We start from the raw sequence: 24,494 nt of genomic DNA on the forward strand, positions 1-24,494 counted from the left end.
TCAAATAGGGTTGGTTCTTTAAACATGATTATCGGATTTGTACCTTTCTGAACATTCCCATCATGTGATAAAGCAAATGACAGTGATAAGCCCAGTCGCCTTTTGCGTCCATGGTGACTCGATAACTTATTTTAGAGCCAGGCTGGACAATGACTGTGTGCTTACGGGGAATATGGTTTTCATCTCCCGTTTCAAGGTCACTCCAAACGCCATGAAGGTGCATAGGGTGATTCATCATCGTGTCATTAATAAAGGTAATACGAATTCGATCACCATATTGAAAGTTAAGTGGTTCGGCCTCCTCAAAAGGAATGCCATTTATCGACCACATGTAGCGTTCCATATTTCCGGTCAAGTGCATAACCAGTTCCTTGGTCGGTTTCGGATGATGTCGGGTCGGGAAGCGGTTTTTTAAGTCGGCATATGTCAAAACCTTCCGACCATTTTCTCTCAGTCCAACTCCTGGATCATCCAGCCTATATTGAGGAGCCATGGCTCTCATACCAATTTGAGCACCTTCTGCTGAAGGTGTTTTGATTTGAGGTAACTGAGGATTCATATCCATCGGAATCGTAATGTCATCCAGATTCACGTTCATGTTCTCCATGCCATGAGAATGCTTGGAATGGTCAACATTGCTGACATCCATCCCCATTTGGCTTTTCTCCATAGCCAAAGCATGGCCATAGTCTTGTTGTTGCATGGAACTCATATCATGCTTCGTTCCATTCATCGAATTATGATCAGAATGTTTCATACTCTGGGAACCGTTACTCATGTCCATTGATTGAGATGAAGGGTTCATTCCTTCCATTTCACCATCCATATTCATTGGGTGTGACGTGGAACCCATGTCCATTTTCATGCCCATATCGGTCATGCTTAAGATGGGTAAAGGGTCCATTTCAGGCGTGTCGGCTAATTGAGTCGGATCCGATGTGATCGAACCCATAGCGAAGCCAGAGCGGTCAATTGCTTGTGCAAAAATTGCATAAGCCTGTTTCGACGTATCCGGTTCGACAATGACGTCATAAGTTTCGGCAACGCCAATACGGAATTCGTCAATTTCAACCGGTTGGACTAAATTTCCATCTGCTGCAACCACTGTCATTTTTAAGCCCGGGATACGGACATCAAAAAAAGTCATTGCAGAGCTGTTTACAAATCGTAATCTCACTTTTTTGCCTGATTCAATGACGGTACGCCAATGCGCTTTAGGCGACAGTCCATTCATTAAATAGGTATAGGTTGCTCCCGTGACATCGGATAAATCACGGTCTGTCATGCGCATTTGGTTCCACATTTTCCGTTTTTCCCATGCTTTGGAGAAGCCGTAGGTTTTGACTTCATGCCAAAAGTCACCCACCGTTCTTTGGCTGTAATTGTAATAGCCTCCCATTTTCTTTATGTTTGAATAAAGGGTCTCGGGCGCACTGTCTGACCAGTCTGACAGCTGAATCACGAAATCATGGTCGTAATCCAGTGGGTCTGCTTTTTTGGGTAAAATAACCAGTGCTCCATACAATCCGGTTTGCTCCTGAAATTCGGAATGACTGTGATACCAATAGGTCCCATGTTGCTGCACAGTAAATTGATAGGTGAATGTTTCACCAGGTTTGATGCCGTCATAACTTAAGCCCGGCACACCATCCATTTGAAAGGGAAGAATAATGCCATGCCAGTGAATGGACGTATCAACCGACAAAGTATTTTTTACGCGAATGGTTACAGTCTCTCCCTCACGCCAAACCAATGTTGGGGCGGGTAAAGAGTTGTTGATTAAGGTTGCTTTGACAGGTGAACCTGTAATGTTGACAGGCGTTTCTGAAATGGTTAAATCAAATTCAGGTCCAATTAAAACGGGCTGTTTAGGGTTCAAGTTCCCTGCGCCGATGGCTGAAAATTCTTCTTTAGCCCAAGCTGAAGGCAGATGAGATCCGATGGCAGCTGAAATGGTGCTTAACGCAATGCCTTTAACAAACTGGCGTCGACCCAGTTGCGGTTGTACGCTTTTATGTAATGTGTTCATGATAAACCTCTTAAACATTCAAATAATTTAAAGCAAGATTTGTTTTTGTAATTGAGTGTTTTGACAAAAGGATTCACTGAGTTTTTCAATGTGCACTTGAATACGCAAAAAAAGCGATTTTCAGATTATTGAAGAGACTCTAGTGGATAAAATTGTCTGGTCAATAAGGAAGGTGGAGGGGTTTCCGGTTTTACTGCATAATCACTGACAGCGATTGTTAAAGTCGGGTAGTCGGTTTGACTATTAAGCTGGGATTGCCATTGAGAGAGGGTGCTGAAATGATATATCGGTGCGGCGTGAATAGAGTAACATAGCAAGTTATGGCACTGACTGTCATCACAATTAGAACAGCCCATCGCTGAAACGTTTGTATCTGCAGACATACTGTGACCGACTGCTGAAATTGTTTTATTGGCGTTAAATTGCATTGTTTCAGGGTTTATATTCATCACTTGATGCATGATTTGCATTTTGGTTTTTTCAATATGCGTAAAATCTGACATAGATACCCCACCCCAGGCGGTTGATGCCAGAGTTTGTGAGATAAAAATGATAAGAAAAAACCGTTTAAACATGATGTTTATTGCAACGCTTATTTAATTAATATGGTTTGATTCTAGTTGTTTAAACTAATAAATGCTAATTAATTTTTTAAATATGTTTTATTTTTTATATTTATGTAAAAAATACGGGTTTATAAAAATCCTGACTTAGCTAGACAGTTTATACTTTTTAAAACTGTCAAGGAGTCGGGTTATGAACCAGCAAGCTCAAAGAGATATTTCAAAAAAACTAAAGGTGCTTAATTATGCCAAGGAGATTGGCAACGTTGCAAAAACATGTCGCTATTTTGGCATATGCAGACAAACCTTTCACACTTGGAAAAAGTCGTATGAAAAATATGGCGAAAAAGGCCTAATTGATAGCCGCCCCTGCCCCGAGAACCATAAACTTAGAACCCCTAAAACAATTGAAGAAAAGATACTTTATCTTCGTAAGCACTATCATTTCGGAGCCACAGTCATTGTTTGGCATTTAAAGCGTTATCACGACATTAAAATTTCACGGAATGGGTGTTATCAGGTTTTGCTAAGAAATGGCTTAAATCGATTGCCAGAGAATATCAAAAAGCGTTCTCGTACTAAATTTAAACGTTATGAAAAAAAGGTACCTGGGCATCATGTTCAAATTGATGTGAAATTCCTTTTCTTCAATGATTCTGACGGTAAAAGAATTAAACGCTTTCAATACACTGCTATTGATGACTGTACGCGAATTCGTGCTTTAAAAGTCTATGAAAAGCATAATCAACAAAGTTCTATAGATTTTCTAAATCATGTCGTTGATAAACTCCCTTTCAGAATAAAAATGATACGTACTGACAATGGTCATGAATTCCAATCTAAGTTTCATTGGCATGCAGATGATTTAGGCTTAATACATGCATATATCAAGCCTGGAACTCCAAGGCTAAATGGCAAGGTTGAACGCTCACATTTAACAGATAAAAAGGAGTTTTATCAGCTGCTAGATTACACCGATGATGTTGATCTGAAGAAAAGACTGAATCAATGGGAAGATTACTATAACTTCATCAGGCCACACTCTGCACACCAAGGAAAAACACCATATGAAATGCTAAAACAAAGAATTTAGGTTACTATTATTCAATGTCTAGCGAGGTCGTGGAATTCACAAACGTTATTCAAACGATGGTTGAGCTAGTAGGGGAATTGTTCTATATTCGATTCGTACCTAAAATATTTCCTTCAAAACCCAATTAAGTATAACTTTGAGTAAAAGTTTAGAGTGTGGTTCTATCATGAATATTGAAGATGATTCAAAAAACTTAACAATCGGTGGGTTGGCAAAGCAATCTGGTGTTGGTGTGGAAACGATTCGTTTTTATCAACGAAAAAAGTTACTCGTAGAGCCTGTTAAGCCCTATGGTGGAATACGGAGATATGGTTTGACTGATGTTAAAAGGGTTAAATTTATTAAATCGGCTCAAAGATTGGGGTTTAGCTTAAAGGAAATTTCAAGTTTGCTTGCCTTAGAAGATGGTAGTCATTGTTCTGAAGCCAAAGATATCGCGCAACTTAAACTGAATTCTATACGAGAAAAAATTGCGGATTTAACTCGATTAGAACGAATTCTAGACCAATATACCAAAGAGTGTACTATATCTGAAGATTCAAATATTTCCTGTCCTTTAATTTCTAAACTTTTTAATGACTAACTTTCACTGATAATCAGCATTTAATTCAATATGCTTGATTGCATTGTTTAGACAACAAACTTTTGTGATTATTTTTTTCTTGAATCTGTACTTAGGTACGGTTGTAAGGTTATAAATGAAAGATAAGTTTAAAAGAGGTTTTATATGTCTATTCAGAATTCAAAGCTACCATTGTTGGGTGCTATTTCGGCAGCAATTGGAGCGAGCCTGTGCTGCGCAGGTCCATTAATTTTAATTCTATTAGGGGTAAGCGGTTCTTGGATAGCTAATTTAACTATGTTTGAGCCGTTTAAACCCTATTTTATTTTGGCTACTGTGCTCTTATTTGTTTGGATTGGTTGGGGGCTGTATAAGCCTCAGTCATCCTGTAAGGAAGGCGAAGCCTGTGCGATTCCGCAAGTTCAAAAAAATCGCCGCCGTCTTTTTTGGTTAGCTTTAATTATTGCAACCATTCTTGTTACGTCAACCTGGTGGATACCACTTCTTCCAGAGTCGTGGTTGTATTAAAAAAATATATCGCTAAAAGTAAGGAAATTATTATGAAAAATTTAATTCTAATTATGAGTATGTTTATTTCGTTTGGTGTCACAGCAGCTGAAAAAACGGTAACTCTTGATGTTCCTGGTATGTTTTGTCCAACTTGCCCAATTACGGTAAAAAAATCTTTAATCAATGTTGATGGTGTTAAAGACGTTAAAGTGTCTTTAAAAGACAAAACAGCAATTGTTACTTATGAGGATGAAGCTGCAGATGTTGAAGATTTAACTTTTGCAACAGAAAATTCTGGCTATCCATCAACGGTAAGAAAATAGGAGAGACATATGCATATGAGTAATTATCATGAAAATGAAAGTGGTGCCCTCCATGTGGCAATTATAGGCACGGGGTCAGCGGCGTTTGCAGCAGCTATCCAAGCCTCAAAATCTGGAGCAAGGGTTTCCATGATTGAGATGAAGGATACCATTGGCGGAACTTGTGTCAATATAGGTTGCGTTCCCTCAAAAATATTGATTAATGCGGCCAAAATTGCTCAAGAAACCAAGCAATCAGCTTTTCCAGCGTTGAAAATATCTCCATATGTATTGGATCGTTCAATGCTTGCAAGCCAAATTCAAAACCGAGTTGATGAGCTACGTTTAGCTAAATATGAAAGCATTTTGGAAGATAATCCATCTATTAAACTAATAAATGGCAGGGCTAAGTTCCTTAGTTCTAAAGAGTTGCAGATAGAATTAAATGCCGGAGGTACGGAAAACCTAGTGGCAGATAAGATTCTGATAGCAACTGGTTCTAGGCCAAATGTACCAAAAATTGATGGATTAGAGAACACGCCATATTTGACATCAACAGAAGCTTTATTTACGGAAGTGACACCTGAAAGTCTAATCGTAGTAGGTGCTTCAGTTGTCGCTTTGGAAATTGCTCAAGCATTCTTACGTCTGGGCACTCAAGTGAGCTTAATAGCACGAACGACATTATTGTCTCATGAAGAAGAATCAATAAGTGATTTGCTGATGGAGGAGTTAATTTCTGAAGGGATGAAAATTCATACATTCACTGAATTACAATTAGTCACCTACACAAATGGTAAATTTGAGTGCATTACCTCATCAGGAAGCGAACTCAAAGCTGAAAAGCTATTAATTGCCACGGGTAGACAAGCGAATACAGATCAGCTTAACCTAAAATCTGCCGGAGTGGATGTTGATAATCAAGGCAGAGTGATTGTTGGTAATGATTTGCAAACAAGTCAGAAAGATATCTTTGCAGCAGGGGACTGCACTCAGTTGCCTCAATTTGTCTATGTCGCTGCCGCCGCTGGTACACGAGCAGGAAAAAACATGGTTGGTGGCGATGAGAAACTAGATATCTCTACCTTGCCAACAGTGGTTTTTACCGACCCTCAGGTAGCAACTGTTGGTTTAGATGTTGCACAGGCTCAAAAACAAGGTATTAATGTGGTGGCACGCAAACTCGATTTGGAGCATGTTCCAAGAGCCTTAGCCAACTTTAAAACAAACGGGTTTATACAGTTGGTGGCGGACGCGGAAACTATGCAGATAATTGGCGCGCAAATTATTGCAGATGTTGCTGGAGAAATGATTCAGACTGTATCGATTGCTATAGCGCAAGGTATGACGGTACAAGCATTGGCAGATACATTATTTCCTTATTTAACTCAAGTTGAAGGGTTAAAGTTATGTGCACAGACGTTCACCCAGGATGTTTCACAACTTTCCTGTTGTGCAGGTTGAAACAGTTTCAGCAGATCGCAAACTAGCGATTTGCTGAAAAAACTTGCGTGACATCCATGTTTTTTAAAGGCCATAGGCTGACCATTACAGCCACAAAACCGATGGCGAGCAAGGCGAACAACACCAAAAAAGGTTCCAACCAGAGTAAACGAAAAGGCACATCGGAACCGATACTGTACAAAACAAGACCGGTCAAAACACTTAACCCTATACCGATTAAAAACCCCATTAACACAATGACAGCCATTTGAATCCATATCATGATTGGATTTGTCTGAAGTTAGCCCCAAGTGCTTGCAGAGTTGCATAGTTACGGATATTTTCCAGCGTAAAAATATAAAGCAGAATGCCGCTTGCTCCGACGCCCACGATTATTGCCATGATGATTGCATTGGTCATATCACCGACATCTTCCGAATTTTCTAAATACCATTGCACAGTGCTTTTAATAAATGCTTCGCGCGTTAAGGCTTTGAGTCCTGTTTTTGCGCTGATGGTTTTTGACAGTTGAACAGGGTTAATGCCCTCTACTGGATTGACTAAAATAAAGGTCAGGTGTGAATCGCCACTAATTTACTAGACACTTCTTAGCCATTTTATAATGGTAAAAAAAAGAGGTGCTAAATGAGCAGTCAACGATACCCTGAAGAATTTAAAATTGAAGCAGTAAAACAGATTGTCGAACGAGGTTATCCGGTTTCGGAAGTCTCCAACCGATTAGGAGTGACCACGCATAGTCTTTATGCCTGGGTTAAAAAGTATGGTCCTGATAAGGACAAGCATCAGGCTAAAGTAGATGAACAAGCCGAGTTAAAGCGTCTTCGCAAAGAGCTGGCTCGAGTGACGGAAGAGCGAGACCTTTTAAAAAAGGCGGCGGCATACTTCGCAAGAGAGTCCGATTGAGGTATGCCTTTATTCGAGAGAATACAAAAGGACAATCCATTCGGCGATTATGTGCGTTGTTTAATGTTCATCCTAGTGGTTACTATGCTTGGCTAAATAAACCTATATCGAAAAGCCAAAAGTGCAACCAACGTCAGACTGGGTTGATAAAACAGTTTTGGCTTGAATCTGGTGGTGTATATGGCTATCGGAAGATATTTTCCGATATGCTTGAGCATGGTGAGTCTATTGGGATTAATCGTGTTCACAAGCTCATGTATCACGCTGGATTAAAGGCGCAGGTAGGTTATAGAAAACCAAGACAGAGATCAGAAGCGGAAAACATTATTGTTCCGAATCGACTGAACCGGGAATTTAATTCGCAAGCGCCTAATCAATCATGGGTTACTGATATTACGTATATCAGAACGCACGAAGGCTGGTTGTATTTAGCAGTAATCGTTGACCTGTTTTCAAGACGGGTGATTGGTTGGTCGATGCAGCCCAGAATCACAAAGGACTTGGTTCTAGATGCGCTGCTTATGGCGATATGGAAACGAAGCCCGACACAGAAGGTAATCGTGCATTCCGACCAAGGCAGTCAATATACCAGTCATGACTGGAGTCACTTTTTAAAGTTTCATGGACTGGAAGCCAGTATGAGCAGACGCGGCAATTGTCACGACAATGCGGTTGCAGAGAGCTTCTTTCAGTTGTTGAAGCGAGAACGCGTCAAGCGAAAGATATATAAAAATCGAAATGAGGCACGCCAAGACATTTTTGATTACATCGAAATGTTTTACAATCCCAAACGACGTCACTCTTCGAACAATCATCTCTCACCGGTTGAATACGAGAAGCAGTACGAAATGAGGCTAAAAAGTCTCTAGGATTTTAGTGGCGATTCAAACTTCTATTTTTTGTATCTCGTAAATTAAGCCTTACCAAACAGACCATCAAAACTTTCGTTTTCCTACCTACATACCAAATTTCAAACAAATCAAGCTTTCTCTGAGCTGAATATCAGTGGATGTCTAGAACCTCCATAAAACTTTCATCTAACTGACCATTGACAGTCATCCTACCGTTCTAAACTTCTCAATAGTTTTAGATATCTAGACAACCTAAGTGAGTATTTGCGTGATTGATCGTTACAGCCCTGAAAAAATTTATATGCAAATTGCGAAAGCCATTGAGTCCGACCTCCAAGAGGGATTTGAAGCTGGAGACCTGTACCTTTCTGAAAAAACATTAACTGAAAAGTTTGGGGTTAACCGTCATACCGTCAGAAGGTCCATAGAAGAGCTAGTGAAACAAGGGGTTTTAGAAAAACGTCATGGTTTTGGTACTTTTGTCGCTGAAAAAAGATTGGCTTATCGCATTAAAGGTCATCAGCGCCTTACCGAAGCGGTTGAAGCGAATGGGCTAAGCGTTGAGACAACCGTTTTAAGTAAAAGCACCATTTTAGCGAGAGGCAGCATTGCCGAAAACTTACAGCTCAAAAATGGCGAAGAAGTCATTCAAGTAAACACACTCAGAAAAATTGATAACAAAGAATTGGCGTTAATTAGCCATTTTTTACCTAAAGCATTTTGCCCCGAGGTGTTGGAGAGTTATGAATCTGGCTCATTAGGTTCTTTTTTAATAAATGTATATGGGATTAAGGCAAAACGTATTTCGAGTCTAGTGTCTTCGGCTATGCCAAATGCATCAGACAATTTTCAACTGGGCATGATGGGCAGTCAGCCTATCTTAAAAGTTAAAACCCTGAATAAGGATGACGTTAGTGGAAAAATTATCGAATATTCAGTATCGCGTTTTCGTTCGGACATGATTCAACTTGAGATTTTAATTAACCCTGAACAGCCATAAAGACCTTTACGCAATCCGTCTAATCACTTAGTTAGCTGGATTGTTTAAACGTTTTACTTAATTTTTTTAACTTTACTTTTGATTTTCATATTTTTGGAGAAACTCGCATGAAACTTAAGAACTTGTTGTTATCTGTTGTCGCCATTGCAACCTTAACGCCTTTAGCCGCATTCGCTCTTCCTGATGGCTCAAAAGAACACCCTTTACGGGTATTGATGATCCCGACTGATACAGGCACGAACGATATCACTAAAGATTATGGACCAGTTTTTCAAGGTATTACAGAAAACTATGGTATTCACTTTGATATTAAAGCTGGCGCAAGTTATGCGGCCGTTGTTGAAGGTATGTGTAACGATCAAGCGGATATTGCCTGGTTTGGCGCGGTTACTTATGGTCAAGCCAATGATAAATGTGGGGTTGATCTTTTAGCGGTTGATGTGAAAAAAGGAGATTCTTCCTATTACTCTGGTATTTTCGTCCGTAAAGACAGTGGCATTAAAACGATCGCTGACCTTAAAGGTAAGAGCATGGCTTTTGGTAGCCCAAGTTCAACCTCTTCATTCAACTTTCCAGTCGCCATGATTATTGCCGCAGACGTTGATCCTGTTAACGACCTTTCTAAAGTGATTATCACTGGCTCTCACTCAGCTTCTATAGCTGCACTTTCAGAAGGTAAAGTAGATGCCGCCGCCGCATCCTACAACTCTTTTGGTAAAGCCGCCAAAAAAGGCGCTATTGATCCTGCCCTATTTATGCCTTTAGCTAAATCTCAGCCAATCCCAAACCCGCCTTTAGCTATGAACAAAAGTTTAAATTCTAAGCTAAAAGCAGAACTTCGTAAGGCATTTGGTGAAATTCATACCAAAATTGATCCTTCAAAAATCCGCGGTTACGGTGGCAAAAAAGTCGATCGTTATGACACTGCATTTGATGAGCAAAAAATCTTTGATGCTTTGAAAAAGCTGAATGCTGTCACACATGAATTAAAAGGTGAACTGCTAGAAAAAGCAGGTCAGCGTTAATTACCCCCTATTGAGAGCATCTCAGAACCACTGAGGTGCTTTTTTCAAAGGTTTTTGCAAACACTCTTTACCCAGGCCTATTTACAAAGGTCTTTATTTATGGAGAAAAAATCATGTTAGTTTTTGACAAAGTCAACCGAGTTTATCCTGATGGTACTCAGGCGGTAAAAAATGTCTCTGTCCACCTTGAAAAAGGTGAATTTTGTGTATTACTAGGGCCTTCTGGTGCGGGAAAGTCTACCTTAATGAATATGGTCAATGGCCTAGTTGAACCATCCTCTGGAGAGATTATTTTAGATGGAGGAGTCCTGAATAAAAAAAACCTACAGTTGATTCAACGTAGCGTCAGTATGATTCATCAACAACTCTATTTAATCCCTCGTTTATCTGTACTACACAATGTGTTAACTGGCATATTACCGACGGCCAATTTTTGGACAAGTTTGGTTAAATCCTTCCCCGTTAAGGATCAACAACGTGCATTTGAACTATTAAGTGAAGTGGGCTTAGAAGAAAAACACCTAATGCGACGTGCCTCAGCACTTTCCGGAGGGCAACAACAGCGTGTTGCCATTGCTCGTGCCTTTATGGCCAACCCTAAAGTAGTTCTTGCAGATGAACCTGTCGCCAGTTTAGACCCGGCCATGAGTCGTAGCGTTTTAAACAGTTTAAAACATGCCGCTCAAACCAATGGGGCAACCGTTTTATGCACCCTTCATCAAATCGACTATGCGCTGGAGTTTGCAGACCGGATAGTAGCCTTACGAGAAGGAGAAGTCTTTTTTGATGGCCATCCATCAGACATGGACGAGGACGTTCAGAGAAGACTGTATGAAATTGAGCATGAAACCAAAGAAAAAATACAAAAAAAACATCAAGAAACCCTTGAAGACTCTCTCTCCTTTGAACTCAAAATAAAGGACGTCGCATGAATAAGCCAGTAGAAAATATCATAAAACGCGATTGGCGTGAATGGCAAACTTATCAAGCCATCACCCCCAAAATAATCTTCGGCTTTTTTATTACGTTTGTTTTACTGTCTTGGTCTGCACACAACACCGAAATGGATAGAGCCGCAGTAGAAACTGGTCAGGCGGTATTATCCGCTGTCGGCATTGGAAACTCGGATGTATTGGATGGTGTCTCAAAATTTGGTAGCCAGGCCTTTCCTATTCAATTTTCAACGCGTACCGAATTAACACGCCTAGAAGATGTCGATTTAGAGAATCTACCATGGTTGTCTTACGTTGAAGACGGTGTCTCTAGAGAGTATGACGTAGACACGGATACATGGACGCAAAGCAAGACAGAGTACTTAGTCGACCCCATCGGTTACCTGAAAAAAGTACTGAAGATGATGTGGGAAACCATCGAAATGGGGTTCTGGGGTACCGCAATTTCAATCGTGATTTCTTTACCCTTAGGCATTTTAGCCGCCCGTAACTTTTCACCCCATCCGATCATTTATCAAGTGGCGCGTGGTTGGCTTAGTTTTCACCGAGCTATGCCTGAGCTAATTGTGGCGCTATTCTTGGTCTTAATCTATGGATTCGGCCCTATTGCTGGGGTTCTAGCGCTTGCAATTCATACATCAGGCGTGCTGGGAAAGTTCTTTGCCGATGAGATTGAAAATGCACCTAAAGGTCCTCAAATGGCATTAAGTTCAGCAGGGGCAAACCCATTAAAAGTCTTACGTTATGCAGTTTTCCCACATGTCCTACCCGCTTGGATTGCCTACATTCAATATATTTTTGAACGTAATATTCGTACCGCCACCGTATTGGGTATTGTCGGTGCGGGAGGAATTGGCATGGAATTAAAAGGACGTTGGGACCTGTTTGATTACGACCATGTTGCAACCATTTTATTAATCATCTTTATCACAGTCGTATTGCTGGAAGCTTCCACGCAAAAATTACGCAACAAAACACTTTGAAGGAACTCACCATGAATAATAGCTGTTGCTCTGTCCCACGTAGTCTATGGATGCGTGCATTAAAAATGGTTTGTGTGGAAGAAATTAAAGCCGTCATCGATGCGGTCATAAATGAATATCAAGTGGCTTACAAAGCTGTTCCTCAGTCTGGATTAGGCGTGTTACAAACTCAAGATACGGCCTTACATGAACCTTACTTTTTAGGGGAATTTCCCATTGCCACCAGCTGGGTCGTTTTAACGGACAAACAAGGGAATTGTTTCGAAGGCTCAGCACAATTAATGGACGATGATGAAAATATCGCCTCCTTATTCGCAGTCTGTGACACTGTTTTGGCGAATAATTTACTTTATTGTCGGAAGCTGGCCGATTTAGTTGAGCTTGGCGAATTCAAATTTTCAGAAAAAGTCAAAGCGCGCAAGGCAATGTTAGGCTCTACAGCGGTCGATTTTTCATTATTGGGAACTCAAGATGAAGATAAAAAGGAGACCCAAAGTGCTTAAACAAGATTTACTCGGTGCACAGATTGATTCCATTTGGATGGCCGATACACAACAAATATTATTTAACAGCCTGATGCAGGCCGTGTCACGTCCTGGCCGCATGGATAACTGGTCTGAATGTCTAGACAACAATCCTGCCTACTTGGCCGTTCTCAGTACCCTTTTAGACGGTGAAGTGACCCTAGCGGATGTAGACGGTTTATTGACTGAATCAACATGGCCGTTATTACAGGCCCAAAAATCAACGACTGAGCAAGCCAATTACGTTTTATGTGACGCGACAAAAGCACCCACCTTTTCCCCTAAGCTTGGAACCTTATCTTCACCGGACTTTGCTGCCACTTTAGTCTTAAAGGTTGCTTCTTTAGACAAAGAGCAAGGCAATATTCACCTAAAATTGACCGGGCCTGGCGTCAATAATGAAACCGAAGCATTTGTTTCAGGAATTGACCAGGCCTGGTTAGAACACCGCAACGAATGGTGCTCTGCTTTTCCAATGGGCATCGACTGTATTTTAGTGGATGACACTCAAATTATGGCGCTACCTCGCACGACCAAAATTGAAGTTCTTGATGTCTTCGAAAATGGAGGGCTGAGCTAATGGGTTATGTTGCCATAAAAGGTGGCGGTCAAGCCATTGCGGGTGCTGAAAAGTTATTAGAGTTCATACGCACTCGTCAAGGCGAGTCGGCAGAACCGTTAGATTTAGACACCATTGAAAACCAGTTGTATTTTTTACACAGCCGCATTCTATCTGAAGGTGGGTTGTTTCATCCAAAGCTGGCTTCTTTAGCCATCAAACAGAGTTTAGGTGACACGCTAGAAGCGGCATTTGCATTACGCGCCTATCGGTCAACCAAACCTCGTTTAATTGAAACGCCCGTACTGGATACCACCAACATGCGGGTAATTCGCCGTATTTCGGCTTCGTTTAAAGATATTCCCGGCGGGCAAATGCTCGGAGCCAGTACCGATTATGCCTTGCGCCTAATGCGTACCGAACTCCTAAATGAATCCCGGGAAGACTTTCAAGCGGTAGCAGCTAAATGGTTAGATGAAAATCATTATGATGACATTCCAGACACCTTTCCAAAAGTACTAGATGCCTTACGTGAAGAAGGGTTATTACCGCCTGTTGATGAGTCCATGGCAAAAAATAAACCCTTTGATATTACACGTGAACCATTGATTTTTCCAGTCCCTCGTTCGGCCGCTTTATCAACGATGGCGCGTGCAGAAACTGGGTCAATCTTAGCCATCGCTTATTCAAACATGCGCGGTTATGGCGATGTTCACCCGACCGTTGCCGAGTTGCGAGTAGGCTATTTGCCGGTGATGTTACCCCACCCTATTACCGGTGAACTCATTGAAGTCGGAGAAGTGTTAATGACTGAGTGTGAAGTTGTTGCCATGTATGAAGATGATGATGAAGGCAGCCAGCCAACTTTCAGCCTAGGCTACGGCGCCTGTTTTGGGCATAACGAAGTCAAAGCTATATCCATGTCGATCTTAGATCGTTCCTTACAATTAGGCATGCAAAATGGGCCAACCAACCCATCGGAAGACCCAGAATTTGTGCTATTACACATCGATGGTATCGACTCCATGGGGTTCTGTACACACTACAAAATGCCGCACTACGTGACCTTCCAATCTGATATGGATCGTTTAAGAACCACCCAAGAAAAACATGGCGCTCAACACGATCAAACCACCCAAGGAGCTGAAAATGTCTAACACAACCCAAACAACAGACACCCAGTTCAGACAGGCTTCGGCCGAATACAATTTTGGATTTCTAGATGAGTATGCCAAAAAAGAAGTTCGCCGCAGTGTCCTTAAAGCGATTGCAATACCGGGTTACCAAGTACCTTACTCTAGCCGTGAAATGCCAATGGGCCGTGGATTTGGAACCGGAGGTTTGCAGCTGACTTTGGCATTAATTGGTCAAAAAGACACGCTAAAAGTGATTGACCAAGGTTCAGATGATTCAGTTAATGCGGTGAATCTTCGTAGCTTTATTGAAATGACCTGTCCCGGTATTGATACCACCACAAAAGTCACAGAAGCAAACTTGATTCAATCTCGCCACCGTATCCCTGAACAACCATTACGAGAAGACCAAGTCCTGATATTACAAGTACCCTACCCTGATGCGCTAGTGGTGGTTGAGTCATCTGAGGATAAGCGCAAAATCATGCACGGTGAAGCGGACTATTCTCGTCTACTGGTCAAATTATATGAAGACATTGTTAAGTTCAATGAAATCACCATTTCACACCGTTACCCAACACGTATTAATGGGCATTATGTGATTGATTCCTCACCAATTCCTCGCTGGGACGTGCCTAAAATGCACCAATCCAAAGCGCTTATTTTGCTCGGAGCAGGTAGAGAAAAGAAAATCTATGCCGTGCCACCTTATACCCTTGCCGAACCTTTGGAGTTTGATGATATGCCTTTCAGGGTCGAAAACTTTAATGACGAAAATGGTGAACGTCAAGCCTGCCATCTTTGTGGCTGTAACCATAGTTTCTTAGATGAGTTTATGGATGCCAAAAGCGGCCAAAAACGCTATCAATGTTCTGATTCTGACTATTGTCACGAACAGTTAATTTATAAAACCAGCACATCAAATCAGCATTCGGAGGGATAGGATGTCAAACGACAAAATACTAGAAGTCCGTAATCTCTCAAAAGTATACGGAAAAGGGTGTTCTAAATGTTTTGAGTCAACAGGCCCCAAACACGATACCAATATTTGCCCGCATTGCGGCTCAGTTGTCGCCGCTCATGACATCAGCTTTGACCTTTATAGAGGTGAAATTCTAGGCATTATGGGTGAATCCGGCTCTGGAAAATCCACCTCGATTAAAAACCTATTTTTCGATGAAATTCCCTCGTCAGGACAAGCTACCTTTTTTGATCAGGGTAAACAGTATGATTTGTTTAAATTAAACGCACAACAAAAACGTCACTTACGCAATCATCACTTCGGTATGGTCTATCAAAACCCCGTATTGGGTTTGAACTTTAATGTCTCTGCGGGTGGAAACATTGCCGAACGCCTATTAATGAACAATATAACCCATTATTCCGATATTCGCGACAGAGCGATTGAGTTACTCCGCCGTACCGAAGTGTTAACGGAACGGATGGATGAACTGCCCAAGAACTTCTCGGGGGGCATGCAACAACGTGTCCAAATCGCCAAAGCCTTAGCAACAAATCCACCGCTATTGTTTTTGGACGAAGTCACCACTGGATTAGATTTATCAGTACAGGCCGCCATTCTAGACTTGATTATGGAAATTCAACATGAAAGCAACACCGCCATGATTGCAGTAACACATGATTTAGGCGTGATTCGCTTACTGGCAGATCGCACCATTATGATGAAATATGGGCGCATCGTTGAAACCGGTTTAACCGATCAAATTTTAGAAGATCCACAAGATGCCTATACCCAACGCCTTGTCGCCTCTGCACTTTAAAAGAGATTTAAATAATGTTTATTAAACCAATATTAGAAGTCGAAAACTTCTCAAAAACGTTTATGTTACATGAGCAAGGTAAAGAACTGCCTTCATCCCATAACGTATTTTTAAAAGCTTACGCTGGACGTTTAACAGCGATTATTGGGCCAACAGGTGCGGGTAAATCGACCGTGTTAAAAGGCATTTATCGCACCTACCTGCCCACCAGTGGTCGCATGATGTTCACCATGGAAAATGGTCAACAAATCGATTTAGCAACGGCAGATGAACACCAAATCTTAGCTTTGCGTCAAAATGAAATTGGTTTTGTCACCCAGTTTTTACACACTTTACCGCGCCAGCCTACCGAAAACGTGGTGGCCATGCCATTAATCAAAAAGGGTATGGAACGCCGTTTAGCCATTGAGAAAGCTCGTGAGACGTTAGCAAAGCTTAACTTACCTGAAAGATTATGGGGCATTTCACCAGCAACCTTTTCAGGAGGAGAAAAACAACGCGTCAACTTAGCGCGTGGTCTATTGGCTCGACCAAACTTGTTGTTATTGGATGAACCAACAGCAAGCTTAGATCCCAAAACCACCGATCGAGTGGTGGAACTTATCGACAACTTGAAACAATCCGGCACTGCCGTAATTGCCATTTTTCATGATTTGAATTTGGTTGAAAGATTGGCTGACAAGGTCGTCGAACTAGAACCTCCCATAGGTACTGAACAGTTTTTTAACGATACAAGAAAGGTCCTCTAACGATGAATACTCTACCGATATATATTACCAATGCCAATATTGTTTTGGCGGAAGATGTTTTAACAAATGCAAGCTTATTGATTGAAAATGGTTTAATTTCAGCGATCAATCCTGAAAACATACCCGACCAAGTTCAAACCGTTGATGCACAAGGAAAAACGGTCATGCCAGGCATGATTGATTTGCATTGTGATGCCCTCGAAAAAGAGGTCGAACCTCGCCCAAATGTTCACTTTCCAATAGATTTTGCTTGTGCCCAAGCAGATAAGCGCAATGCAGGCGCAGGGATTACCACGGTATATCATGCCTTGTCATTTGCCAATGAAGAACTGGGCGTCCGCAACAACCAATTTGCTAAGGAAATCGCTGAGGCAGTTCACCAATTTCAACCGCATGCCTTAGTTGATAATCGGGTGCATTGTCGTTATGAAATTACCGACCCCACAGGGCTACCAATCTTAATGGAACTGATGGAAAAGCGATCCATGCACTTGGTTTCGTTAATGGATCACACCCCTGGACAAGGTCAGTTTAAAGACTTAGCGGCGTATAAAGCCTATTTTGGAAAAAGCTACCAAAAATCGGATGCAGAACTAGATCAGTTTATTGCTCAAAAACAGCAACAGGCAGAAGGTGCAATGGAACGTGTTGAGCAATTAGTCAAAATGGCACATGCTCAAGGTATTTCGGTGGCATCACATGACGACGATTGTAAAGAACGCGTCGACACAATGACCGCTCTCGGCGTCGATATTTCCGAGTTTCCAATCAATATGGAAACCGCTGAATACGCTCGAGCAAAAGGCATGAAAACGATTATGGGTGCTCCCAATATTCTCCGCGGCAAAAGCCAATCGGGTTCTATGCGAGCTTTAGATGCTGTCAATGCCGGTGTATGTGATTGCCTATGTGCGGATTACTCCCCTGCAACCTTGATCATGGCCGTTTTTAAACTGGCTGAAGTTTCAAAGCTGACGTTGGCACAGGCCATTCAACTGGTAACTAAAAACCCAGCGGAGGCGGCAAAGCTGCATGATCGCGGTGTCATTGAAGTTGGTAAACGTGCAGACATCATTATGATCGCCAATCTGGATGGGCTGGTCCAGGTCTCTGATGTTTTTGTAGAAGGTGTTTTAGCCTTTAAGGCCAGTTATGATCATGCCTAATCAAGCTCACTTAAAACCCGCTCCAGGCACATTATTTTACGTAATGGGTGCTTCGGGGTGTGGCAAGGATTCGTTGCTACACTATGCTCGCCAACAGCTTGCAAGTGAAGCGGTTGTATTTACGCATCGTTATATAACCCGTCCAGTTGAGTTGACGGGGGAAAACCATATCCAACTATCTACGGCGGAATTTACCAACCGATTAAAACACCATTGCTTTAAATTTCACTGGCACTCACACGATTTAGATTATGGTATCGGCATAGAAGTGGATCACTGGTTAAATCAAGGTTTAAACGTGGTGATGAATGGCTCTCGTGGCTATTTAGAAACCGCCATCCAAAAACAACCAGATCTAGTGCCCGTACTCATAGAAGTCGATGTCAATGTACTTCGTGAACGACTTATTAATCGTGGCCGTGAAACACTCGCGCAAATCGAAAAACGCGTTCAGCGTGCTGAAACCTTTGTAAATTTAAGGGCGCCAAATTTACAACGTATTGAAAACAATACTGAACTGAGCGTTTCGGGAGAGCGGCTAGTCAACCTATTAAAAACAAAGGATTTGAAATCCCCATGATATCTGACATGGCATTTTCTTTTTTAGGCACCGGTTCGGTCAAAGCAGCACCCGTTTATGGCTGCGATTGTATTGCTTGCCAACGAGCTTTATCGAATCAAACGTACCGCCGACAAGCCGCTTGTGGTGTGCTAGAGGTCAATGGAGTTCGTTTTCTAATTGATGCTGGTTATCTCGGCCTTGAAGAAAAATTCCCCCCTGGCAGTTTAGATGCGGTATTGCTAACGCACTTTCACATGGATCATGTCCAAGGTTTGTTTCCGATTCGATGGGGCATGGGGGAATCCATTCCAGTGTTTTCGCCAGACGACCCACATGGCTGTGATGATTTATTTAAATATCCGGGAATCTTTGACTTTTCAAAAAAGAGCTTGCCCTTTGAACCCTTTCATTTCAAAGGCATCAAAATAACGCCTGTACCCTTAGTGCACTCAAAACTTACAATGGGCTATATCGTTGAATTTAATGGAAAGCGTTTAGCATATCTCTGCGATTCAGGCGTCTTGCGACGAGATGTTGAAGTTCTTCTCAAAGAACACCCTCTTGATTTATTGATCCTCGATTGCGATCAACCTCCTCAGGAAAAGGCTCCCCGCAATCACAATGACCTAACCCGAGCCTTGGACGTGTATAAATCGATTCAGCCGAAACAACTTCTACTCACCCACATTAGTCATCATTTAGACGAATACTTTATAACCCATCCAGATTGCCTACCTGATGGCGTTGCCATTGGATTAGACAGCCAAACTTGGACAATTTAATGCTCGAAAACCTTTCAGATTTTCATCAGGCCTGGTTGTTTATTGGGCTTTCAGTGGTCATGCATGTTAGCTGGAACTTAATGGCACGACATGTTGATAAAGAAACCGATTTCTTATGGTGGGGATTGCTTGGACACCTTGTTCTATTAGGGGGATTTGGCTTGTATCACCTAGCACAAGTTAACTGGTCTTGGACGCTCACAGGGCTAATCGCCATTACCGCTGTTGCCAATAGCCTCTATTTTCTTTCATTAAGACAAGCCTATGGACTTGCACCCGTCGCCTTCGTTTACCCGATTGCACGGAGTTCTCCGATATTAGTTGCAATATGGGCATGGTGGTTGTTTGATGAAAAGCTGTCTGGATTGGCTTGGATGGGAATCACTATCAGCATTGTTGGCTTGTGGATACTGGGCAATACGGTGAAGCACAACCCCAACCCAAAAGTGCTCAAATGGACTTTAGCAGCAGCCTTTTTCACCAGCATCTATTCTTTATCCGATAAAGCCATCGCCCTAGAGGTTAACCATTTTTCTGGACTCTTAGGGGTTGTCACGATTGGTTACTTTTCAGCTTGGGTGACCTTAAGTCTCTACCGAAAACGACATTGCAAAAGCATCATCCCAAACAAAAGACCACATCTTGGTGTATGGCTAACCGGTAGCTTGTTTATTGGCTCTGCCTATGCCTTAGTCATACTCGCCATGCAAACCTTACCAATCGCCTATGTCGTATCCATGACCAACTTAGGGATTTTATTGGCGGTTGTATTGTCCATACTATTTTTTAACGATCGAGAACATCTAAAACAGAAACTCATGGCAACGATTATTATTATGATTGGATTATTGATGTTGGGTATTTATCGTTAACAGTTGACCTGTGAATCGCCAACAATTTCCTAGACATTTTTTACTATAAAAAGTATCTGGTAAACTTAGACCTTACCACTTGTATGTCAGAGGACCTTCAAGAAATTTTGGAAGAAAGACTACCATTCAATTGTTTAGTTCAGTGCACATGGTGGCTTTATTGATGAAATAGATGAAGACAAATTAGATTATGATGATTAAAAAATTATTTAGTTACCTATCAGATTTGGAAAATCAGTTCTGTGAAAACCTATCAGCTAAACAAAGTAGGCTGTATGAAAAAAGAATAAAAAAAGCCGAGAACTGGTGTTCTGAACAAATATTAGAGCAAATCAATTCCTTAACCAAAGACAATGCTGTTTTGGCATATAGTTATTACTATGATCTAGCAGGAGAGCTATTGAAAGATACTGCCTCAAATGCAGATCCTAAAAAAATCAATCAAATTAAACAAAAAGCTTACAGCCAGATGCCTATTGATGTAGCTAAAAGCATTGAGAAATTGGTCAATGAAGATGACGATATAGCTAAAGCTGTTAAGAACTTGAAGCAATTAAGAGAAATAGATTTATAGAAAACGAAATTAAGTTGATCGAGAAAATAACCAGAGCCTATGAAAAACAAAAAGAAGAGATGAGTATTAAAAGTGAACCAGAAAAAGAAATTACTTTGGGCATGGTATGGATCCTTCTGATGTTACAACCTATGATGATTAGACGCATTCAATCCTAAAAGGGATTACACATATATCTACTTGATAGTAGGTTTATTACCTTCACCCCGTCATTGACTATTATTCCAACTACCTCACTAAATAAAAGTAGAAAACTATCAAAAGACTTTTGTCATTTCTTGATGAAATTTAGATCCGAATCAAGCCTTAATGACGCAAAAAATCGTTGAATAAACGTAAGGTTTTCGAGGGGCTTCAGAATTAAAAAACCACCTCAAAACTTGGCTTTTATTAATGAGAGTGGGATTTCGTATTTGATTTACCAAAAATCATATACAAGACAATAAAACATAAAGCTAATGAAGAAGCCATTACTACAATGCCTAACAAGAATGTGGTAATCATTACGCCTCCCTTTGACCAAAGCATTACCCTTTTTTAAATTATACCATTAATAGCTAGATGGCCAATAACTACGGAATTAGCACATAAGTTGCTCTCCCCTTTGAAAATATTAAAAGAGAACCTTTATTCGGATTATCATAAATCCTAGATTTTATTATTAACATTTAGACCAAAATGGTAGCGTCTTCATTTGTCGCTAAATAAGATTATAATCTGGCTACTCATAAATCATAAAGGACAGATATGCCAGTTAAGCCAAAACCATTTAAATTAATGTGCGAGGACTGCGGATGGGCACAAGTTTATGCACCAAGATCAGACGCTATTTGTGCACCTTTAAATGAATGCCCTAAATGTGGTTCAAAAAAAATTAATATGAAAATTCTAAATTCGTCACTTTCGGTGTTTTTAAATAAATTAATTTCAAAACAATGAAGAACAAACAATGAATCATGAAACTGTATTAAGGCTTATTACGCTTTTGCAATTAATCCCAAACTCTCCGCGGTCAAGTAACACTTGGACGTTAAAACAAAAATTGATAGAGGAAGGTTTTGCCCCTTCAGACAGAACTCTTCAAAGAGATTTAGAGAAATTGAGTTTAGGGTTTCCAATAGAGTGCGATGATTCCAAGAAACCTTACAAATGGTCTCTGCATAATGATTATTCTAATAGATTGCCAGAGATGGATAACGCATCAGCTTTAACGTGGGCTTTGGCAGAGGAGTATTTAACAGGCTTGCTACCACAGGTTGCGGTAGATAAGCTCAAAAATCAATTTGAACATGCCCATCAAATTTTAGACGTACAATCAAAGAACAGTTTTTCTCAGTGGCGACAAACGGTTAAAGCCATTCCAAACGGTAAAGCTCTCATACCTGCTGAAATTGAATCCGATATTTGGCAGGTTGTAACTGAAGCACTCTTAGAAAAAAAGGCTCTTGAAGTCGAATATCTAAGTCGAAAGAAAAATAAAGTTAAAAGCTTTTCGGTTCATCCCATTGGTATGGTTGTTAAGCACTCGATTACCTATCTAGTGGCTATGATCAAAGATTATGATGATATTAGGCAACTTGCGCTACATCGAATAAAAAAGGCCACTTTGACGGAGTCAAACGCTAGAACAATAGAAAACTTTTCCATTGACGAATACATTAACTCTGGCGCGTTTGGTTACTCAATAGAAGAAAAAGAAACAGAGCTCAATGCTTTAATTGAGCCTTCCGTTGCATGGGTATTGGAAGAGACCCCAGTCAGTCATCAACAAGAACTTATTTTTGAACCGAAGATGAATTTATTTAAGTTAAAAGCAACTGTTCCTGACAATGATGAAACACTTTGGTGGTTAATGGGATTTGGAAGCAAAGTGGAAGTGGTAAGCCCTAAATGCTGGCGGGAAAAGATTTACAACCATGCTTTAGCCATTGTTGAGCGTGCTCAGTAGATTAATGACATCCAGTTAGATTCATATGTACGTCAATAATTGACGCACCCTCATCGTAAAATCTCACCTAATAAAAAAGAACTAATAAGTGGGATGAAGAATATGCAAGAGATGTGTAAAAAAACTAAAACGGCTAAATACTTATTGATAGAAGTTTTTGAACAAGGTGCCAACTTCATTGATGAATTCCATAATAGCAATCTAACTGACTATACAATTAATACTCAAGACCTGAGCAATGATGAAAAAATTGCCAGAAGAATCATTCCAATAATTGAGACCGAAAATAAGAACCCTTCCTATGTATTTGGTATGAACTCCCCAACAACTCTTGGAATCGCCATCATTACAGAATATTTAGATACCCATATCGATAATTTAATGTTTAAGAATATTTCTATGGAGTGTAGTGGTCAAGTAAATTTGGCCACGTCTTTAGAGCAATTTAACCAGTAAATCTGCTCCGCCTTATTTGGCGTTTTACCGCCGTTAAATTGATGCGGCCTCACCTGTGAGTAATACCCCAGAATGTAATTTCCGATGTGTTTTTTGGCCTCTGCCAGATTCCGATAACCCGCTGTTGGAATCCATTCAGTCTTTAAGCTTCTAAAGAAGCGTTCCATTGGGCTGTTATCCCAGCAATTTCCTCTGCGACTCAAGCTCTGTTTTATCTTGTATCGCCACAGCGATTGGCGATATTTAACACTGGTATAATGGGTTCCTTGGTCGGAGTGAAACATCACACCTTCCGGTTTCCCCCTAGACTCATGAGCTATCGTTAAGGCTTTGACTGTCAATTCCGAATCAGGAGAGTAACTCATAGCCCAGCCAATAGGTTTTCTGGCAAACAGGTCTAGCACTACGGCAAGATAAGCCCAGCGATTGCCCGTCCAGATATAGGTGACATCACCCGACCACACTTCGTTCGGTTTACTCGGTGAAAACTGTCTATCGAGCAAGTTAGGTATGGCAATGTGTTCTTGCAACGCTTTTTTGTAGTTATGCTTCGGCAACTGGCAGCTTTGTAGTCGCAATTGCTTCATCATCTTGCCAGCACGATAACGACTGATTGGTAATTCTCTATCAGAGGATATCTGCTCAATCGTTCTTGCCCCGGCTGAACCGTTGCTTTCCGCATGAATTCGCCGAACCATAGCGAGTTCTTTAACTCGTTTGGCATTCGGTCGTCTGCGACGATTTTTCCAGTATTTAAACGTGCTACGGTGAACCTGGAAGACCTTGCAAAGACGCTTGACTGAATAGCGCTCCTGAAGCTTTTTGATGACCTTCAGCTGTTCAGTGAATCCGACATCAAGAGCGCTGTAGCCTTTTTTAATATGTCTTTTTCCTCTTCGAGGTACTTAACCCGCTTTTTGAGTTGCTGAATCTCAATCTGTTCAGGCGTTAAAGCACTGGCTTTAGGCGTTTTACCTTTGCGTTCTTCACGCAACTGCTTAACCCACTTATTCATCGTTGATAAACCAACACCCATGGCTTCAGCGGCTTCTGATGCCGTATAGCCCTGGTCAACGACCAATTGCGCAGATTCAAGTTTGAATTCGGCTGAAAATGTTCTTCTTGTCTTTGTCATTTTGACTCACCTTTT

28 protein-coding genes are annotated in these 24,494 nt (G+C 41.1%); 23 read left to right on the top strand and 5 right to left on the bottom strand.

Annotation, left to right across the window (positions count from 1 at the left end; all coding sequences use genetic code 11):
- Window positions 1–28: 28 nt before the first annotated feature.
- The gene (locus tag GHNINEIG_RS11050) at window positions 29–2,029 is read right to left on the bottom strand and encodes a copper resistance system multicopper oxidase (protein WP_135796697.1); all 2,001 of its coding nucleotides are present in this window, start codon (window positions 2,027–2,029) and stop codon (window positions 29–31) included.
- Window positions 2,030–2,154: 125 nt separating this feature from the next.
- On the bottom strand, window positions 2,155–2,532 hold the full coding sequence (locus GHNINEIG_RS11055; protein ID WP_223260890.1) for a hypothetical protein: 378 nt from the start codon (window positions 2,530–2,532) through the stop codon (window positions 2,155–2,157).
- A gap of 253 nt (window positions 2,533–2,785) precedes the next feature.
- Between GHNINEIG_RS11055 and GHNINEIG_RS11060 the strand changes: the two genes are divergently transcribed.
- The 5 genes from GHNINEIG_RS11060 to merA all read left to right on the top strand — a co-directional run bounded on the left by GHNINEIG_RS11060 (window position 2,786) and on the right by merA (window position 6,523).
- Window positions 2,786–3,685 (top strand): IS481 family transposase, encoded by a 900-nt coding sequence (locus GHNINEIG_RS11060; protein ID WP_135796699.1) that lies wholly within the window; start codon window positions 2,786–2,788, stop codon window positions 3,683–3,685.
- 166 nt (window positions 3,686–3,851) lie between these two features.
- Window positions 3,852–4,268, top strand: a complete 417-nt coding sequence (gene merR / locus GHNINEIG_RS11065) for an Hg(II)-responsive transcriptional regulator (RefSeq protein ID WP_449549720.1) — start codon at window positions 3,852–3,854, stop codon at window positions 4,266–4,268.
- 144 nt (window positions 4,269–4,412) lie between these two features.
- Entirely contained in the window at window positions 4,413–4,775 is a 363-nt protein-coding gene (locus GHNINEIG_RS11070; protein ID WP_135796700.1) for a mercuric transporter MerT family protein, read from the top strand.
- A 32-nt stretch (window positions 4,776–4,807) separates the two neighbouring features.
- Window positions 4,808–5,080, top strand: coding sequence for a mercury resistance system periplasmic binding protein MerP (merP, locus tag GHNINEIG_RS11075; RefSeq protein ID WP_135796701.1), 273 nt, complete (start codon window positions 4,808–4,810; stop codon window positions 5,078–5,080).
- A 9-nt stretch (window positions 5,081–5,089) separates the two neighbouring features.
- On the top strand, window positions 5,090–6,523 hold the full coding sequence (merA, locus tag GHNINEIG_RS11080) for a mercury(II) reductase (RefSeq protein ID WP_223260891.1): 1,434 nt from the start codon (window positions 5,090–5,092) through the stop codon (window positions 6,521–6,523).
- A 22-nt stretch (window positions 6,524–6,545) separates the two neighbouring features.
- Here merA and GHNINEIG_RS11085 read toward each other — a convergent pair whose 3' ends face one another.
- The gene (locus tag GHNINEIG_RS11085) at window positions 6,546–6,785 is read right to left on the bottom strand and encodes an FtsX-like permease family protein (RefSeq protein ID WP_135796702.1); all 240 of its coding nucleotides are present in this window, start codon (window positions 6,783–6,785) and stop codon (window positions 6,546–6,548) included.
- Window positions 6,782–6,904 (bottom strand): hypothetical protein, encoded by a 123-nt coding sequence (locus tag GHNINEIG_RS11800; RefSeq protein ID WP_262982063.1) that lies wholly within the window; start codon window positions 6,902–6,904, stop codon window positions 6,782–6,784. Before GHNINEIG_RS11800 ends, GHNINEIG_RS11085 begins: the two co-directional genes overlap by 4 nt.
- Before the next feature lie 243 nt (window positions 6,905–7,147).
- On the opposite strand from GHNINEIG_RS11800, the gene GHNINEIG_RS11090 reads away from it, so the two are divergent.
- The 18 genes from GHNINEIG_RS11090 to GHNINEIG_RS11180 all read left to right on the top strand — a co-directional run bounded on the left by GHNINEIG_RS11090 (window position 7,148) and on the right by GHNINEIG_RS11180 (window position 23,344).
- Window positions 7,148–8,295 (top strand): IS3 family transposase gene (locus GHNINEIG_RS11090; RefSeq protein ID WP_135796703.1). Its coding sequence is split into 2 segments (ribosomal slippage): window positions 7,148–7,397 and window positions 7,397–8,295, totalling 1,149 coding nucleotides; the frame shifts between segments, so codons are not numbered across the junction.
- 238 nt (window positions 8,296–8,533) lie between these two features.
- Complete coding sequence (phnF, locus tag GHNINEIG_RS11095; protein ID WP_223260892.1) at window positions 8,534–9,277, top strand: phosphonate metabolism transcriptional regulator PhnF; 744 nt, start codon at window positions 8,534–8,536, stop codon at window positions 9,275–9,277.
- Between the two features lie 107 nt (window positions 9,278–9,384).
- Complete coding sequence (locus tag GHNINEIG_RS11100; protein WP_011371493.1) at window positions 9,385–10,302, top strand: phosphate/phosphite/phosphonate ABC transporter substrate-binding protein; 918 nt, start codon at window positions 9,385–9,387, stop codon at window positions 10,300–10,302.
- Window positions 10,303–10,415: 113 nt separating this feature from the next.
- Window positions 10,416–11,234, top strand: a complete 819-nt coding sequence (phnC, locus tag GHNINEIG_RS11105; protein ID WP_135796704.1) for a phosphonate ABC transporter ATP-binding protein — start codon at window positions 10,416–10,418, stop codon at window positions 11,232–11,234.
- Entirely contained in the window at window positions 11,231–12,238 is a 1,008-nt protein-coding gene (phnE, locus tag GHNINEIG_RS11110) for a phosphonate ABC transporter, permease protein PhnE (protein ID WP_135796705.1), read from the top strand. The genes phnC and phnE overlap by 4 nt, the downstream gene beginning before the upstream one ends.
- Before the next feature lie 11 nt (window positions 12,239–12,249).
- Window positions 12,250–12,741 carry a phosphonate C-P lyase system protein PhnG gene (phnG, locus tag GHNINEIG_RS11115; protein ID WP_011371496.1) on the top strand — a complete coding sequence of 164 codons (492 nt, stop codon included), beginning with the start codon at window positions 12,250–12,252 and terminating at the stop codon, window positions 12,739–12,741.
- Complete coding sequence (gene phnH / locus GHNINEIG_RS11120) at window positions 12,734–13,342, top strand: phosphonate C-P lyase system protein PhnH (protein ID WP_011371497.1); 609 nt, start codon at window positions 12,734–12,736, stop codon at window positions 13,340–13,342. Before phnG ends, phnH begins: the two co-directional genes overlap by 8 nt.
- Window positions 13,342–14,478 carry a carbon-phosphorus lyase complex subunit PhnI gene (locus tag GHNINEIG_RS11125; RefSeq protein ID WP_011371498.1) on the top strand — a complete coding sequence of 379 codons (1,137 nt, stop codon included), beginning with the start codon at window positions 13,342–13,344 and terminating at the stop codon, window positions 14,476–14,478. Before phnH ends, GHNINEIG_RS11125 begins: the two co-directional genes overlap by 1 nt.
- Window positions 14,471–15,397: an alpha-D-ribose 1-methylphosphonate 5-phosphate C-P-lyase PhnJ gene (locus GHNINEIG_RS11130; RefSeq protein ID WP_011371499.1), complete on the top strand. Its 927-nt coding sequence runs from the start codon at window positions 14,471–14,473 to the stop codon at window positions 15,395–15,397. The genes GHNINEIG_RS11125 and GHNINEIG_RS11130 overlap by 8 nt, the downstream gene beginning before the upstream one ends.
- 1 nt (window position 15,398) lies before the next feature.
- Window positions 15,399–16,235, top strand: coding sequence for an ATP-binding cassette domain-containing protein (locus GHNINEIG_RS11135; RefSeq protein WP_135796706.1), 837 nt, complete (start codon window positions 15,399–15,401; stop codon window positions 16,233–16,235).
- Window positions 16,236–16,249: 14 nt separating this feature from the next.
- Window positions 16,250–16,984, top strand: a complete 735-nt coding sequence (phnL, locus tag GHNINEIG_RS11140; RefSeq protein WP_011371501.1) for a phosphonate C-P lyase system protein PhnL — start codon at window positions 16,250–16,252, stop codon at window positions 16,982–16,984.
- 2 nt (window positions 16,985–16,986) lie between these two features.
- Window positions 16,987–18,150 (top strand): alpha-D-ribose 1-methylphosphonate 5-triphosphate diphosphatase, encoded by a 1,164-nt coding sequence (locus GHNINEIG_RS11145; RefSeq protein WP_011371502.1) that lies wholly within the window; start codon window positions 16,987–16,989, stop codon window positions 18,148–18,150.
- Window positions 18,143–18,730: a phosphonate metabolism protein/1,5-bisphosphokinase (PRPP-forming) PhnN gene (gene phnN / locus GHNINEIG_RS11150; protein ID WP_011371503.1), complete on the top strand. Its 588-nt coding sequence runs from the start codon at window positions 18,143–18,145 to the stop codon at window positions 18,728–18,730. The genes GHNINEIG_RS11145 and phnN overlap by 8 nt, the downstream gene beginning before the upstream one ends.
- On the top strand, window positions 18,727–19,494 hold the full coding sequence (gene phnP / locus GHNINEIG_RS11155) for a phosphonate metabolism protein PhnP (RefSeq protein WP_135796708.1): 768 nt from the start codon (window positions 18,727–18,729) through the stop codon (window positions 19,492–19,494). The genes phnN and phnP overlap by 4 nt, the downstream gene beginning before the upstream one ends.
- The gene (locus tag GHNINEIG_RS11160) at window positions 19,494–20,366 is read left to right on the top strand and encodes a DMT family transporter (protein ID WP_135796709.1); all 873 of its coding nucleotides are present in this window, start codon (window positions 19,494–19,496) and stop codon (window positions 20,364–20,366) included. Before phnP ends, GHNINEIG_RS11160 begins: the two co-directional genes overlap by 1 nt.
- Before the next feature lie 190 nt (window positions 20,367–20,556).
- The gene (locus GHNINEIG_RS11165) at window positions 20,557–20,940 is read left to right on the top strand and encodes a hypothetical protein (protein WP_135796710.1); all 384 of its coding nucleotides are present in this window, start codon (window positions 20,557–20,559) and stop codon (window positions 20,938–20,940) included.
- 949 nt (window positions 20,941–21,889) lie between these two features.
- Window positions 21,890–22,888: a helix-turn-helix transcriptional regulator gene (locus tag GHNINEIG_RS11175; RefSeq protein WP_223260893.1), complete on the top strand. Its 999-nt coding sequence runs from the start codon at window positions 21,890–21,892 to the stop codon at window positions 22,886–22,888.
- A 102-nt stretch (window positions 22,889–22,990) separates the two neighbouring features.
- Window positions 22,991–23,344 carry a hypothetical protein gene (locus GHNINEIG_RS11180; RefSeq protein WP_135796712.1) on the top strand — a complete coding sequence of 118 codons (354 nt, stop codon included), beginning with the start codon at window positions 22,991–22,993 and terminating at the stop codon, window positions 23,342–23,344.
- Here GHNINEIG_RS11180 and GHNINEIG_RS11185 read toward each other — a convergent pair.
- A protein-coding gene (locus GHNINEIG_RS11185; RefSeq protein ID WP_135795037.1) for an IS3 family transposase occupies window positions 23,302–24,479 on the bottom strand; the annotation gives its coding sequence in 2 pieces (ribosomal slippage) (window positions 23,302–24,215 and window positions 24,215–24,479; 1,179 coding nt in all). The genes GHNINEIG_RS11180 and GHNINEIG_RS11185 overlap by 43 nt on opposite strands.
- Window positions 24,480–24,494: the final 15 nt, after the last annotated feature.

This window comes from Hydrogenovibrio crunogenus, from assembly GCF_004786015.1.
GTDB classification, from domain to species: Bacteria; Pseudomonadota; Gammaproteobacteria; order Thiomicrospirales; family Thiomicrospiraceae; genus Hydrogenovibrio; species Hydrogenovibrio crunogenus.

Coding starts and splice junctions, on each gene's coding strand:
- GHNINEIG_RS11050 (WP_135796697.1), bottom strand. CDS start 2,029: ATGAACACATTACATAAAAGCGTACAACCGCAACTGGGTCGACGCCAG.
- GHNINEIG_RS11055 (WP_223260890.1), bottom strand. CDS start 2,532: ATGTCAGATTTTACGCATATTGAAAAAACCAAAATGCAAATCATGCAT.
- GHNINEIG_RS11060 (WP_135796699.1), top strand. CDS start 2,786: ATGAACCAGCAAGCTCAAAGAGATATTTCAAAAAAACTAAAGGTGCTT.
- merR (WP_449549720.1), top strand. CDS start 3,852: ATGAATATTGAAGATGATTCAAAAAACTTAACAATCGGTGGGTTGGCA.
- GHNINEIG_RS11070 (WP_135796700.1), top strand. CDS start 4,413: ATGTCTATTCAGAATTCAAAGCTACCATTGTTGGGTGCTATTTCGGCA.
- merP (WP_135796701.1), top strand. CDS start 4,808: ATGAAAAATTTAATTCTAATTATGAGTATGTTTATTTCGTTTGGTGTC.
- merA (WP_223260891.1), top strand. CDS start 5,090: ATGCATATGAGTAATTATCATGAAAATGAAAGTGGTGCCCTCCATGTG.
- GHNINEIG_RS11085 (WP_135796702.1), bottom strand. CDS start 6,785: ATGATATGGATTCAAATGGCTGTCATTGTGTTAATGGGGTTTTTAATC.
- GHNINEIG_RS11800 (WP_262982063.1), bottom strand. CDS start 6,904: ATGGCAATAATCGTGGGCGTCGGAGCAAGCGGCATTCTGCTTTATATT.
- GHNINEIG_RS11100 (WP_011371493.1), top strand. CDS start 9,385: ATGAAACTTAAGAACTTGTTGTTATCTGTTGTCGCCATTGCAACCTTA.
- phnC (WP_135796704.1), top strand. CDS start 10,416: ATGTTAGTTTTTGACAAAGTCAACCGAGTTTATCCTGATGGTACTCAG.
- phnE (WP_135796705.1), top strand. CDS start 11,231: ATGAATAAGCCAGTAGAAAATATCATAAAACGCGATTGGCGTGAATGG.
- phnG (WP_011371496.1), top strand. CDS start 12,250: ATGAATAATAGCTGTTGCTCTGTCCCACGTAGTCTATGGATGCGTGCA.
- GHNINEIG_RS11125 (WP_011371498.1), top strand. CDS start 13,342: ATGGGTTATGTTGCCATAAAAGGTGGCGGTCAAGCCATTGCGGGTGCT.
- GHNINEIG_RS11130 (WP_011371499.1), top strand. CDS start 14,471: ATGTCTAACACAACCCAAACAACAGACACCCAGTTCAGACAGGCTTCG.
- GHNINEIG_RS11135 (WP_135796706.1), top strand. CDS start 15,399: ATGTCAAACGACAAAATACTAGAAGTCCGTAATCTCTCAAAAGTATAC.
- phnL (WP_011371501.1), top strand. CDS start 16,250: ATGTTTATTAAACCAATATTAGAAGTCGAAAACTTCTCAAAAACGTTT.
- GHNINEIG_RS11145 (WP_011371502.1), top strand. CDS start 16,987: ATGAATACTCTACCGATATATATTACCAATGCCAATATTGTTTTGGCG.
- phnN (WP_011371503.1), top strand. CDS start 18,143: ATGCCTAATCAAGCTCACTTAAAACCCGCTCCAGGCACATTATTTTAC.
- phnP (WP_135796708.1), top strand. CDS start 18,727: ATGATATCTGACATGGCATTTTCTTTTTTAGGCACCGGTTCGGTCAAA.
- GHNINEIG_RS11160 (WP_135796709.1), top strand. CDS start 19,494: ATGCTCGAAAACCTTTCAGATTTTCATCAGGCCTGGTTGTTTATTGGG.
- GHNINEIG_RS11165 (WP_135796710.1), top strand. CDS start 20,557: ATGATGATTAAAAAATTATTTAGTTACCTATCAGATTTGGAAAATCAG.
- GHNINEIG_RS11175 (WP_223260893.1), top strand. CDS start 21,890: ATGAATCATGAAACTGTATTAAGGCTTATTACGCTTTTGCAATTAATC.
- GHNINEIG_RS11180 (WP_135796712.1), top strand. CDS start 22,991: ATGCAAGAGATGTGTAAAAAAACTAAAACGGCTAAATACTTATTGATA.